At 62.7% G+C, this 12,672-nt stretch carries 11 protein-coding genes; 5 read left to right on the top strand and 6 right to left on the bottom strand.

All coding sequences use genetic code 11. The features are described 5' to 3' along the window. The coding region (locus tag CQ12_RS46195; RefSeq protein WP_245309810.1) for a gamma-glutamyltransferase at positions 1-1,045 on the bottom strand (1,045 nt) is incomplete at its 3' end. A 287-nt stretch (positions 1,046-1,332) separates the two neighbouring features. On the opposite strand from CQ12_RS46195, the gene CQ12_RS08935 reads away from it, so the two are divergent. Beyond that, a complete protein-coding gene (locus CQ12_RS08935; protein WP_057834945.1) occupies positions 1,333-2,058 on the top strand; it encodes a Crp/Fnr family transcriptional regulator in 726 nt (241 codons plus the stop codon). A 68-nt stretch (positions 2,059-2,126) separates the two neighbouring features. Here the strand turns inward: CQ12_RS08935 and CQ12_RS08930 are convergent, their stop codons facing one another. Beyond that, on the bottom strand, positions 2,127-3,134 hold the full coding sequence (locus CQ12_RS08930; RefSeq protein WP_057834944.1) for a chemotaxis protein CheB: 1,008 nt from the start codon (positions 3,132-3,134) through the stop codon (positions 2,127-2,129). Positions 3,135-3,331: 197 nt separating this feature from the next. Between CQ12_RS08930 and CQ12_RS08925 the strand changes: the two genes are divergently transcribed. From CQ12_RS08925 to CQ12_RS08915, 3 genes are all read left to right on the top strand, one after another. Beyond that, positions 3,332-6,406 (top strand): chemotaxis protein CheB, encoded by a 3,075-nt coding sequence (locus tag CQ12_RS08925; RefSeq protein ID WP_245309816.1) that lies wholly within the window; start codon positions 3,332-3,334, stop codon positions 6,404-6,406. Positions 6,407-6,533: 127 nt separating this feature from the next. Further along, entirely contained in the window at positions 6,534-6,917 is a 384-nt protein-coding gene (locus CQ12_RS08920) for a DUF6894 family protein (protein WP_057834942.1), read from the top strand. Positions 6,918-7,107: 190 nt separating this feature from the next. Beyond that, complete coding sequence (locus tag CQ12_RS08915; protein WP_057834941.1) at positions 7,108-7,833, top strand: gamma-glutamylcyclotransferase; 726 nt, start codon at positions 7,108-7,110, stop codon at positions 7,831-7,833. Positions 7,834-7,898: 65 nt separating this feature from the next. Here the strand turns inward: CQ12_RS08915 and CQ12_RS08910 are convergent, their stop codons facing one another. From CQ12_RS08910 to CQ12_RS08895, 4 genes are all read right to left on the bottom strand, one after another. Beyond that, positions 7,899-8,333 carry a hypothetical protein gene (locus CQ12_RS08910; protein ID WP_157088085.1) on the bottom strand — a complete coding sequence of 145 codons (435 nt, stop codon included), beginning with the start codon at positions 8,331-8,333 and terminating at the stop codon, positions 7,899-7,901. A gap of 867 nt (positions 8,334-9,200) precedes the next feature. Next, positions 9,201-9,515: a hypothetical protein gene (locus CQ12_RS08905; RefSeq protein ID WP_057834939.1), complete on the bottom strand. Its 315-nt coding sequence runs from the start codon at positions 9,513-9,515 to the stop codon at positions 9,201-9,203. A 331-nt stretch (positions 9,516-9,846) separates the two neighbouring features. After that, entirely contained in the window at positions 9,847-10,248 is a 402-nt protein-coding gene (locus CQ12_RS08900; protein WP_057834938.1) for a DUF6841 family protein, read from the bottom strand. 144 nt (positions 10,249-10,392) lie between these two features. Further along, positions 10,393-10,719, bottom strand: a complete 327-nt coding sequence (locus CQ12_RS08895; RefSeq protein WP_057834937.1) for a DUF1330 domain-containing protein — start codon at positions 10,717-10,719, stop codon at positions 10,393-10,395. A 278-nt stretch (positions 10,720-10,997) separates the two neighbouring features. Between CQ12_RS08895 and CQ12_RS08890 the strand changes: the two genes are divergently transcribed. Next, on the top strand, positions 10,998-12,671 hold the full coding sequence (locus tag CQ12_RS08890) for a flavin-containing monooxygenase (RefSeq protein ID WP_057834936.1): 1,674 nt from the start codon (positions 10,998-11,000) through the stop codon (positions 12,669-12,671). Position 12,672: the final 1 nt, after the last annotated feature.

Below are 12,672 nucleotides of genomic sequence, written 5' to 3'. Positions count from 1 at the left end.
GCGTGGTGCAGGCTGGCGCCAGCGCTTCCGCGCCGAGCGAGCGCCGGCCGTCCTGGTCGCCCATGTCCTTCAGCCGTTCGCGATAGGCCGACTGCAGCGCCGATGCATAGGCGAGATAGGCAGCCGCATCCGGTCCGCCGCGCGCGGGCTTGAGATCCTTCTGCAGCAGGCCGAGCGTGCGCGACAGCGTGGGGCCCGCAGTGAGTTCGGGCGTCGCCAACACCTTGCCGCCGCGATAGGGGATCGCCAGCGGCTCACGCAGGTGAGCGCGGAACGGCTTGAGGTCTCCGACCGACAGCGCGCCGCCGGCAGCCTGGATATCGGCGGCGAGGCTCTGCGCCAGATCGCCCTCGTAGAAGTCGCGCGGGCCGGCGCTGGCGAGCTGCGCCATTGTCTCCTTAAGCTTGTCCTGCGGCATGCGAACGCTGGACTTGATGCCCCATTGCGGATTCGGCGGCAGGCCGTCCTGCAGATAGGCGGCGGCGCTCGCGGGATAGCGCCGCAGATCCACTGCCGAGCTCGAAATCATCACCGTGGTCCACCAGTCGACGGCAAGGCCTTCGCCGGCGAGCGCGATGCTTGGCGCCAGCAATTCCTTCCACGGCAGTTTGGCGTGGCGGCGGTGCGCCTCTTCCATGCCGGCGACCACGCCAGGCACCGCGATCGAGCCGGGTCCGTGAATGTTGCGGTCGTCCTTGACGCGCGGCCAGGGAAAGATGTCGGACGCCGCCCCGCCGCCGGTCAGCGGATAATCCTCCACCCGCAGGCTCGCAGGCGCGCGCATGCCGTAGTCGATCACCTCATAGCGGTCCTCGCGCGCGCGGTAGAGCACCATCGCGCCGCCGCCGCCGGGCCCGCTCATCCAGGGCTCCAGCACGCCGAGTGCAAAGGTGGTCGCGATCACGGCATCGACGCAGTCGCCGCCCGCAGCCAGCACTTCGGCGCCCACTTGCGCTGCCCGGCTCGATTGCGCGGCGACGATGCCGCCTTTGGAACTTACGGCCGGCTTACGGATCTGCTGCGTGGTAGAGAACTGGTCGCGCATCGGCTTTACCTTTTGTTATTGATGATGTTGCGATGGGTAGTCCGGCAGCACTCCCGTTGCCCGCACCGGCCTTGCGACGAGGATACTGGTTCCCTCCGCGTCTTAAGGGAAATTCGGTTATCCCGGAAGAGGCCCTGGCGCAGTGCCCTGATCCGGAAGTGATAGGCGACCGGCAAGATTAGGCTTGCGGAAGCTCCGGGCGCGGCGCAATGTTTATGACATCGCCATTGAGCTCGGTGCTTGACTCCCTGAACTAAGGCGGATTGGCGCGCCGTGGAGGGTAGAAAATGCCTCACGGTTCGAATTTCCTGCTCGGCCAGCTTGCAACGGCGAGTCTTGCGCGCATCGTACCTCACCTGTCCGTGGTTGATCTGGCCGCGGCCGATGTGCTGGCCGAAACCCACCAGCGAGTCCAGCGGGTCTACTTTCCGCATTCAGGCATCATCTCCTGCGTTGTCGAACTGGCCGACGGCAGCATGATAGAGACCGGCATGATCGGCAATGACGGCGCATTTGGTGCAAGCCAGGCGCTTGACGACAAGGTGTCGCTCAATCTCGTGACCGTCCAGATCGCCGGCAGGGCGAGCGTCATGACATCGGACAGGCTCCGTGCCTTGTCCGGCGAACTGCCGGATTTCAAGGCCCTGCTGTTGAAGTACGAGCAATTCTTCGTTGCGCAGATTCAGCAGACCGCCGCCTGCAATGCGGTCCACGACATCGAAGCGCGAACCTGCAAATGGCTGTCGCGCATGCACGACCTCGTCGGCCCCGACATCTTGCTGACGCAGGAATTTTTCGCGCGGATGATGGGCGTCCGGCGCACCAGCGTGACGACGGTGGCCGGCACATTGCAGACTGCGGGCTTGATCTCCTACAGCCGCGGACGGCTCCACATCGCCGATATCGACCAGATACGGAAGCGGGCCTGCGAATGCGATGATGCGGTCCGATCGCACTACCAACGGATGTTTTCGCCGGCGGAGGCCGATGTGCACGGGGATCGGTGCGTATGACGCGTGCGCTGTCGGCTAACAGCCGAACATCTTGCCTCTGATCCCCGAAGGCGCGACTTGCAAACGTCTCACGGCTGTACCGCGTGCGCCGCAAGCTGATCGAACCGCTTGATCGAATCCCTGAGGACTTCGGCTTCGCGTTCGCACTCGACAAGCTTCCTGCGCCAGGATTCCGCGAGGTGAGTTCGACCGGCGTGCTCTGCCTGCTTGTATAGTTTCTGCGCTAACGCAATTCGCTCATCCAGGGCGCGCAGGCCGCTGTCCAGGGCGCGCCTCAGATTTTCGTCCAGCGCCAGGCTCATCAGTTCGGCGGTGTAGGCGTGGCCGACATGGCAGCGATAGCGAAGAAGATTGCCCTCCTTGATCTCCCACATCACGCCATGACAGTCGGGGCAGGCCAGCAAGGATCTCTCGCCGATACGGTCCATTTGGCTCATGCTGCCGGTTCCTCCTTTGGCCAGATCGACCTCGTAGACCAGGTCCGAAGATGGCGGGATGGGGTTCCCCTGCGGTTGGTTCACGAGGCGCCGAAACAAGGCGGGCATGCCGGCAAGACTCGTGACGTGGTCCGGCTTGAATTGGGTCAGCGCTGCTTCCGGCATACCGGAGAAGGCTGCATCGCCGGGGTCCTGGACCACGGTCAATCCGCCATACTCGTGCAGGATGTGCAGGCCCGAGGCGCCGTCGCCCAGCGTCCCCGTCAACACGACGCCGACGCCGCGATGGCCGCAACATAGCGCCACCGACCGGAACAGCGGGTCGATCGCGGGACGGGTGTTGTTCTCACGCGGTCCTTGGCCGAGCCTGAGTTTGTCGCCGTCGGTGAGCATGTGGCTATCGGGCGGACCGATATAGATTCGGCCCGGCTCCATCGTCATGTCGTCTGCGGCGAAATGCGCCGGCAGCGGGCCCGCCTGCGTCAGGATGGCGTCCAGCGACGACTCGAAATGGGCGGACAGGTGGATGACGACCAGCACCGAGGCGGGAAAGTCGCCGGGCAATTCAGATGCCAGAAAGCGCAATGCGTCGACGCCGCCCGCCGACGTGCCAATCGCCAGAATATCCCGATTGGACATCCGCGAACTCCATGCCGACCCCGAGGAACAATGTCCCCGGCGCCACCTTGTTCCTTTCATGCAAGAACCGTATCAAAAGTCCTTGCCCGCATCGCCGATTGGAGGTTCGATGCGTTATCCGGGGGATGCAGGTGATTGAAAACAACGAAAGAAGCGGCCGCGTACCGACCAACGGCGCCAAGCCGATCGTGGTCGGGATGGGGGCGTCCGCCGGCGGCGTCAAGGCGCTGCAGGCTTTCTTTCAGGCGCTTCCCGACGAGCCCGGGGCGGCGTTCGTGGTCGTCATCCACCTCGATCCCGACCGTCCCAGTGAAATGGCCGCCATCCTCGGCCTGCGAACGAAAATGCCGGTCGTGCAGGTCGGCGCGCCCCAGCGCATGGAAGCCAACCACGTCTATGTCATTTCACCCAACCGCCGCCTGCAGATTACCGACAGCGAAATCGCGGCCTCCGAATTCGTCGAGCCGCGCGGACAGCGCGCGCCGATCGATCTGTTCTTCCGGTCGCTGGCCGAACAGCATGGCGACGGTTTCGCGGTCATCCTCACCGGCGCCGGCTCCGATGGTGCGATCGGCATCAAGGCGGTCAAGGAGAGCGGCGGGCTGATCCTGGTCCAGGATCCCGGCGAGGCCGAACATGACTCGATGCCGCGAAGCGCGATCTCGACCGGAATTGTCGATTTCGTCCTGCCGCTCTCCGAGCTTGCGAACCGGCTCGTCGAGCTGATCAAGGACAAGGAAAGTTTCGGCGCAGCCGCGCCGCGCCAGTTCAGCGAAGACATCCTGCGGCGCATCCTCGCCCATGTCAGGGTGCGGACCGGACATGATTTCGCCAAGTACAAGCGCGCGACCGTGGTGCGGCGGATCGCGCGTCGCATGCAGGTCATGCGATGTGATGACCCCGCCGAATACTACAACCTGCTGCGCGACCATGCCGACGAAGCCACCGCGCTGCTCGGCGACCTCCTCATCTCGGTCACGACGTTCTTCCGCGACGCCGAGGTATTCGATGCGCTGAAGGACGACGTGCTGCCGCAGCTTTTCCAGATCAGTCAGCCGAGCGAACCGATCCGCGTCTGGGTCGCCGGCTGCGCGACCGGCGAGGAGGCGTACACGATTGCCATGCTGCTGCTGGAAGAAGCGTCGCGCCACGATCTGCGGCCGCCGATCCAGATATTCGGCTCCGATCTCGACGCGCGTTCGCTGTCGGTGGCGCGGGAGGGCCGCTATCCAGCGGCGATCGAGGCCGATATCAACGAGGAGCGTCTGCGCCGCTTCTTCGTGCGCGAGGGCGATCAATTCCGGGTGCGGCAGGAATTGCGCGACACCGTGCTGTTTGCCAGCCACAGCGTGCTCAAGGATCCGCCGTTCTCTCGCATCAACCTGATCTCCTGCCGCAACCTCCTGATCTACCTCGATCGCGAATTGCAACAGCAGGTCTGCAGCACCTTCCATTACGCGCTGAACCCCGGCGGATTTCTGCTGGTCGGCTCGTCCGAGACTGCCGACAGCCCGCCGGGCCTGTTCCGCACCGTCGACCGCAAGGCTCGCATCTATCAATCCACCGTGCAGACCGGCGACAAGCCGCGGTTGCTGCCGCGGCTGCTCGGCAGCATGGGCGCGTTGCAGGACCACGCCGCCAGCGCGCGGGCCTCGCTTGCACCCAGCGCGATGCTCAGCGAAGCCGCATCGCACCGTAAGGCGATCGAAAAGGTCGCGCCGCCAAGCGTGCTGGTCGACGCCACGCATCGGGTCATTCATCTGTCGGAGAACGCCGGCCGCTATCTGCAGCCGTCCGGCGGGCCGCTGAGCGGCGACGTCGTCGATCTGGTGCGGCCGGAATTGCGGTTCGAACTGCGTTCCGCCCTGCACCGAGTGTTCGAGAACCCGAAACCGTCGCTCAGCCTGCCCATCCTGGTGCGCTTCAACGGCTCGTCCCATCGCGTGCTGCTGCACGTCAAGCCCGTCCTCGACGACAACGGCGAGCGGCCGCACGAGGCTGTCATCATCTTCATCGAGGGCGAAGCCGTCGATCCTGCCAGCATGCAGGATTTCGACAAGACCGGCGGTGTCGACGAGGTGGTCCGCCGCCTGACCGAAGAATTGCAATTGACGCAGGGGCGGCTGCGCAGCACCCGGGAGGAATCGGAAGCCACCAACGAGGAGCTGCGCGCCGCCAACGAGGAGCTGCAGTCCATCAACGAGGAGTATCGCTCGACTTCGGAAGAGCTGGAAACCAGCAAGGAAGAGCTGCAATCGATCAATGAGGAGCTGCAAACGGTCAACACCGAGCTGAAGCTGAAGCTCGAAGCGGTTTCGCGCGGTCACAGCGATCTGCAGAACCTGATGGCGGCAACCGATTTTGGCACGCTGTTTCTGGATGCGGGCCTGCGGATCAAGCGTTTCACCCGGCAGGTCACCGACCTGATCAGCATTACCCCCAACGACGAAGGGCGTCCGGTCACCGATTTCGCCCATCGGCTTGAATATGACGATCTGGTCAAGGACGCGCAGTCGGTGCTGTCGCATCTCGCCCCGATCACCCGCGAAGTCCACAGCCGCATGGGCCGCTGGTTCGACATCCGCTTGCGGCCCTATCGGACGGTTGACGACAAGATCGACGGCGTCGTCATTACCTTTGTCGATATCACCGATCGCAAGGCTTGGGAGACAAGGCAGGCGCTGCTGCTCGGCGAACTGACGCACCGGGTCAAGAATACCCTGACCGTGGTGCAGTCGATCGCCCATCTGAGCTTGCGCAGCGCGGCGTCTTCCAGCGAATTCGTGGCTCAGTTCGACGGTCGCCTGTCAGCGCTGGCCAAATCGCACAATCTGCTGGTCGAGTCCAACTGGCAGGGCGTCGATCTCAAGGCACTGGTCCGTCAGCAGCTCGACCCGTACACGGTCGGTAGCCAGGACCGGCTGAAAATCGAGGGCGAAGCGGTCGTGCTGCCGCCCGATCTTGCGAGCTCGTTCGGGCTTGTCCTGCACGAGCTGACGACCAATGCCGCCAAATATGGCGCGCTCTCGCAAGCCGAAGGCAAAGTTTTTCTGAATTGGACGGCGTCGGTCAGGAACCAGAAGCACTTTCTGAAATTCGTTTGGAAGGAGAGGGGCGGGCCGCGCATCGAGGAACCCGATCACGTCGGCTTCGGAACCGCTGCGATCGACCGCGGCATTCCCGAAGCGGACGTCAAGCGCGAGTATTTGCCGGAAGGGCTGCTTTTCACGATCACGTTTCCAGTCACGGAGGTGAACGGCTCGAGGCAGTAGGCAGGACCGGCGACGAAACTGCATGCCGGGCGCGGCGGATATCGGAAGCGATCGATCTGTTCCGGTGAGCTTGGCGCGGTGGCCGGTTGCCTCGGAGAGGCCGAAGGTCCGTGCGAGAGGAGGGTTCATGCCGCTATTCTATTTTGTTCTGAAGGCGGGCCGGCGTACGTATCCGGATAGCGACGGCCAGGAATTTCCCGACCAGATGGCCGCGCGGGAGCATGCCCACGCCGTCGCGCGCGAACTGATGCGCAACCGGGAGACGAGGACAAGCCACTGGCGTGTCCAGGTGTGCAACGATTACCTCGAGCCGTGTTATGAGTGTCTTTTCGCCGATGTGGACCATACGCTCGAGCGCTACGACAGCAATTTGCGCACTTCCGTAGCGGCGGTCGCGCGGACCACGGCCGCGCTGGGCGATGCGCTCCGGGGAATTGATGCCGGCATGACCGATCTGCGGCAGATACTCAATCGAATGGATTTTATCATATCCAGCCGCCCGTTGCAGTGAGCCGCATGCTTGGCTGCCGGGATCGATTGAAAGAGCCGGCTTCGGTGCTGCGGATGCGGGCGGGCCAGGCCCCAAAAATCTTGGCCAAGCCATGAAATAATGACCTGCGAATACCTCGCAGGGTGAATTGGCGTCGAGGCCCGGCGATGGCACATTGCGGATGAACGAGGCATCTGCACCGGGGGCAGGCTTGACCGCGGACGCATTCATTCATCTGCCCGATCTGCGGACGCGGGTCACGCATCCGGAAAAGTCGCTGCTGCGGCTGACGCCGGAAATGTTTGCGATGTGGGAGCAGCGGGCGCGGGCCGCGGGCTGGCCGGCTGCGTGGCGGCTGCCGGACGAAGAGATCGAGATGTCGCGGCTTGCGGTGCTCGGCGCGCACCCTGACGGCGACGATCTCTGGATCTATTGCTACGGCTCGCTGATGTGGGACCCCGGCTTTCATTTCGCCGAGGTGAGATTGGCCGACGTCGAGGGCTATCAGCGCCGCTTCACGCTGAAGATCAATCTCGGCCGCGGTTCGAATGACTATCCGGCGCTGATGCTGTCGCTGGAGGCGGGCGAGGGATGTTGCCGGGGGCTGGCGTTTCGTATCGCGGCAGAATCCGTGCATGCGGAGTCCGCGATCCTGTGGCGCCGGGAGATGCTGCGCGGCAGCTACGCGCCGGCGATGGTGCCGATGCAGACGCCGCAGGGGCCGATCACGGCGCTTGCCTTCGTCTCCAACCGAGCGCATGCGAGCTATGTCGGCGAACTCCCGCTCGCTGAGACCGCGGCGATGATCGCAAGCGGGAAGGGCGTCCTCGGCACCAACCGGGAATACCTCGTGCAACTGGCGACGCAGTTACAGGCGTTGCGGATCGATGATCCGTATGTCGAACAGTTGCGCGCGCAGATGGAATCAGCCGCGTAGGGTGGGCAAAGGAGCGATAGCGACGTGCCCACCATCTATCCGTGCGCGCGCTCTTGCGCCACCCGCTAGCGCGGGTTAGTTGAAGCTACACGCTTGGAGGCAAAAGCGTTTCTGACGGTGGAGGTCAACTTCGTCCAGGTACACGACAGCGAGCCTTTGATAACGCACGGCTCCAATTTCGATGGTGTTGTCGTTGGACGTCGCAAGTTGATGAGCATCGGCAATTCGGTGACACGAGGCTGTTCGGTGACACTAGACTGTTCGGCGACCAGTTGCTGAACCTCGGCCAAAGCTGCCTCACGCCGCTGCAAATCAAGGAAGCGCTGATATTGCGAATAGATCTGTGCGCGCTCGTTCGCTGTCGGGTTCGGGCCAGTTATATCAAAGCTGCGGTTCTGCAATAAATCATAGTAGGCATAACCACCGTCCGCTTTTCGTCGCCCGGCAAAACGCGCGCCGCAATCCATGATCCGCGCAACGCGCTCGTCGCCCGGAAACATCCTTCGGGTCCACTCCGCGCATTCCTCAAAGTCCCGCGCCGCTGGGGACGAAGGGACGCCGAGCCTGATCGCGATGATCGCTAGTGCCGCCACTGCAACAAGAGTTGCAGGAAGCTTTTCCGGGACAGCCCTCGCCGCAGACATGCCAAAATATTATCCCCGCCACGCCACGGTTGCGACATCTAAGGAGTTTTTCGCCCCAATCCTATGGCGCGCGAGTCACAGCAAGGCTTTTTTTTGACCCGACTGAGGCGCGGGCTTGTGGGGATCCTGTTAGGCGGCGCTTCTCACGCGCCCGCCCAACGTGCTTGGTCATCGTTCGCCTACAGGGCGCCGGTCGTGTTCTCGGGAGGAGCGCTCATCGCGGCACTAAAGTTGGTCCGAGCATTGGCTTGAGATGGCGTATGCACCGCAACGGGCGGAAGGCCGTACAGCGCGCCAGGAGCGCGGGGCTGCTACAGGACACTGGGCGCTCCGCGCGCCCGCGCATACTGTGAAACCAGGGCGTATCGGGTCCGGCGCATTTCCGGCAAGCCCTCAGAGAGCGCGCGCACGCATGGATGGTGGGCACGTCGTTCGCGCTCCTATGCCCACCCTGCGCGCCGCCGACTGATTTGCTTTGTGCGCAAGCACAATTTCAGGCGGTTACGTGCGACAGCTCAGCTCGAAGGCTACGTGCCGACCATTCCCGACTGGGCCAACGATCAGCACACACTGGCAGGCCGCAAGCTGGGGCGCGGTCTCGACCACTTCCGGAAGGAAGGCGCGAAGCTTGTGCCGCAGCCAACCGGCGATGATCCCTACGAGGATGGGCGTATCGGCTCTGGGCGATCAAGCACCAGAGCAAGCCGCGCTGAAACACGATGGTCAGTCGTCCTTTTGCCACTTATCCATTTGCACGCAGGTCAAAAGGCTCACATAGCTTGGATCACCGCCAATACCCTCCAGCGGAATGCATTCCGCCTTGCTGGCCGCCGAGAATTGGGACCACTGGCTCCCCAATTGCTGCCGGGCCCTGTTTTCATCGTCCACGCAGTTGTTGAGGGCCTGTTGAATTGAACCACCGGAAGTTGCGGCCGTATCCAGTTTGCAGCTTCGGGCGATGTCGAACGTAGGTACCTGGTCGGCCACTGCGACGACAAGATGAGCCCCCACAACGATCGTGGAAATCGAAATCGGCATAGTCTGTCCTCCCTTTTGGCTCCGATTTCTTCGGAAATCTGCAAGAGCTTGAGATGCGGACGCTATCGTCCGTCTCCGTGCCACGGCAATGGCGCGCATCGCGCGCCCCTTTGTGTACGAGACGGTACGAAATTTAGATGAGTTTGGGGAAATGCAAATATCCTCAATAGGTGCGGTCGCGCGGTCCCCCGGTTCCTCACGCCCTCGGCAGGACCCGCAGCGGGGCAATGGGTCGCCGCCATAGCGTGGATTGTCCGCATTCAGAGGTGACGCTGACTTGAGCAATCCATTTGGGTGCGTCGCCCTATAAACTTTAGCGCAAGGAAACTGTCTAAGCAGCGGCGCTCTGGTGAAATGTCGTCGCTAGAATACGCCAACCTTCGGCGAACCGAACGACATTGTACGAGGTCCGAAACTGCCTTGCCACGCTTCCATCATCTCGAAGATTTTTCCACGTCGCGCTCGCGAGAGCGCTACGTTCGCCTATGGGAACGGCCACTACCTCGTGCGGGGTTCCACCTACAGCGCCTTCGCGTCGGTAAGTATCGACCACTCCTTGGAAGAACCGCGCAATCTCGTCACGCGACTGAAAGCAATGTATCGACCCGTCACCCCGCATGGTAATGCAGGGAACGCAATATAATTCGGCGATTTGATTGCCATCGTAGGTGGCAAAAGCTTCGTTGTATCGATGGAAGAAGACGGACATCTCCACGTCGAGGGCTGGTGCCATCGTTTTCCTCCAAGGGTTGAGCCAACTTTATGGTCGTGCATAACGACGGGCAACGCTGCGGCACTTCCGCTCATGGCCCAATCGGATTATTCGACTTGACCTCCATGCTGCGCGCCTTCGAGGGCTAAGCGGACGTTGCCGCAGCTACTTGATGTGCGGTAGCCGTTCTGCAGCGGGGACCAAGCCGCCTTCAATAATAAACAGCTCAGTATCCGCCGCGCCGTCTCTGAGTTGCCTTGCTTTCTTGTAGCCCGGACTGTCGTACCAGCGCTTGGCTGTCACCATATCGGGAAACTCAATCACGACGGCTCCCTCAAGCGACCCCATCAATTCCATTGGCGCAAGAGGTGTGTAGATGGCCAGCATCTTTGCGCCAAGACCCTCAAATGTCGGGCCAGCGGCCTTCCAGTACTCATCCAGCTTCTTTCGATCGTGGACGCCTCGGTTCAGTGCAATCATATAGGCAGGCATTGATGGCTCCATTGTCTTTCGGGCAAGGATTGAATTGCCGTGTGCTGGCCGCGATCTTGATGCAGATCAATATGGTGGGGCAAGGCTTGCTCGCTTACGGGGTGATCATCACGAAGCCTGTACCTTGCGCCGCAAGAAGGCTCCAAGACGCTGCCGCATTTTCCGGTTTCGCAACGCAGACCGGCTTGCTGACGCAAGTGCAAAGGCCGGATAATTGTTATAGTGCAGCCCGACCGCGCACGAAGCGTTGCCGCAAAAGAGCAAGAACGGGGAAGCGCATGACCGAGGAGATCAAGCCGCATTACGAGGTCGTCGTCGTTGGCGCCGGCGTCTCGGGCATTTACCAGATCAAGCGGCTGGCCGACCTCGGGGTGGATGCCCTCGTACTCGACGCCGCCCCCGATCTCGGCGGGACCTGGTACTGGAACCGCTATCCCGGCGCGCGCTTCGATTCCGAGAGCTATACCTACGGCTATTCGTTCTCGAAAGAATTGCTCAACGAGTGGCGCTGGAAGGAGCGGTTTTCGGCGCAGCCGGAGAATCTGCGCTATCTCAACTACGTCACCGACAAATTCGGCTTGCGCAAATATATGCGGTTCAACCGCAAGGTCACGGCCGCGGTGTTCGACGAGGCCAGCCATCTCTGGCGGCTAAGACTCGACGACGGGCGCGAACTCTCCTGCCGTTTCCTCATTCTTGCGGTCGGGCTGCTCTCGATACCGACGCTGCCGCGGCTGGAGGGCATGGAGGCATTCAAGGGGCGTTCGTTTCATACCTTCAACTGGCCGCACGAGCCGGTCGAACTGGCCGGCAAGAAGGTCGGCATCATCGGCACCGGTGCCACCGCGATCCAGGTGATCGGCGAGATCGCCGACAAGGTCGGCGAACTCACGGTGTTTCAGCGCCGGCCGAACTGGAGCGCGCCGCTCAACAACGGCCCGATCTCGGACGCCGAGATGGCCGACATTCGCTCGCGCTACGACGACATCTTCGCCGCCTGCAGGCGCACGCCCGGCGGCTTCGAGCACGAGCCTGATCGGCGCGGCTTCTACGAAGCCAGCCGCGAGGAGCGCGTCGCGCTGTGGGACAAGCTCTATGACGAGCCCGGCTTCGGCATCTGGCTGAGCAACTTTCGAGAGATATTTACCGACGAGGCGGCCAATGCCGAGTTCTCCGCCTACATCGCCGAGCGTATCCGACGGCGGGTGAAGGATCCGGCGACCGCGGAGAAGCTGATCCCCAGGGATCACGGTTTTGGCGTGCAGCGGGTGCCGCTGGAGACCAATTACTTCGAGGCCTATAACCGCGACAACGTGCATCTGGTCGACATCAGCGAGACGCCCATCGAGCGGGTGACCGAAACCGGCCTGCGCACCAGCGCGCGCGACTACGAGCTCGACATTATCGTCTATTCCACCGGCTTCGACGCCATCACCGGCGCGTTCGATGCAATCGACATCACGGGCGTCGGCGGCGTGAAGCTCGCCGACCACTGGCGCGACGGACCATCGACCTTTCTCGGCATGATGGCGCACGGCTTTCCGAACTTGCTGATGCCGACCGGCCCGCAGAGCGGTTCGGCGTCGACGAACTTTCCGCGCGGCATCGAGAACGGCGTCGGCTGGTGCATGGGTCTGCTCGCCCACATGTGGCACCGCGGCCATACGCGGGCCGAGCCGACGGCGGAGGCGCAGGCGCGCTGGACGGCGCACGTGACCAAGATGTACGCCATCATGCTGATGCGCAAAGCCAAGTCGTGGTTCACCGGCTATAATTCCAACATCCCCGGCCACGAGCACGGCAAGACGCGCTACCTCGTCTACAATGGCGGCACGCCGAAATACGTCGCCGCCATCACCGAGGTTGCCGAGAAGGGATATGAGGGGATCGTGTTCGATGCGCAGGCAATGACTGCGGCCACACATCGGCCGCAAGCATCGAAGGCGGGGTAGA

It is taken from the genome of Bradyrhizobium jicamae, assembly GCF_001440395.1.
In the GTDB taxonomy this organism is placed as follows: Bacteria; Pseudomonadota; Alphaproteobacteria; order Rhizobiales; family Xanthobacteraceae; genus Bradyrhizobium; species Bradyrhizobium jicamae.
This window is presented reverse-complemented; position numbering and strand designations above follow the sequence as displayed.

Coding starts and splice junctions, on each gene's coding strand:
- CQ12_RS08935 (WP_057834945.1), top strand. CDS start 1,333: ATGCCTCACGGTTCGAATTTCCTGCTCGGCCAGCTTGCAACGGCGAGT.
- CQ12_RS08930 (WP_057834944.1), bottom strand. CDS start 3,134: ATGTCCAATCGGGATATTCTGGCGATTGGCACGTCGGCGGGCGGCGTC.
- CQ12_RS08925 (WP_245309816.1), top strand. CDS start 3,332: ATGGGGGCGTCCGCCGGCGGCGTCAAGGCGCTGCAGGCTTTCTTTCAG.
- CQ12_RS08920 (WP_057834942.1), top strand. CDS start 6,534: ATGCCGCTATTCTATTTTGTTCTGAAGGCGGGCCGGCGTACGTATCCG.
- CQ12_RS08910 (WP_157088085.1), bottom strand. CDS start 8,333: ATGTTTCCGGGCGACGAGCGCGTTGCGCGGATCATGGATTGCGGCGCG.
- CQ12_RS08905 (WP_057834939.1), bottom strand. CDS start 9,515: ATGCCGATTTCGATTTCCACGATCGTTGTGGGGGCTCATCTTGTCGTC.
- CQ12_RS08900 (WP_057834938.1), bottom strand. CDS start 10,248: ATGGCACCAGCCCTCGACGTGGAGATGTCCGTCTTCTTCCATCGATAC.
- CQ12_RS08895 (WP_057834937.1), bottom strand. CDS start 10,719: ATGCCTGCCTATATGATTGCACTGAACCGAGGCGTCCACGATCGAAAG.
- CQ12_RS08890 (WP_057834936.1), top strand. CDS start 10,998: ATGACCGAGGAGATCAAGCCGCATTACGAGGTCGTCGTCGTTGGCGCC.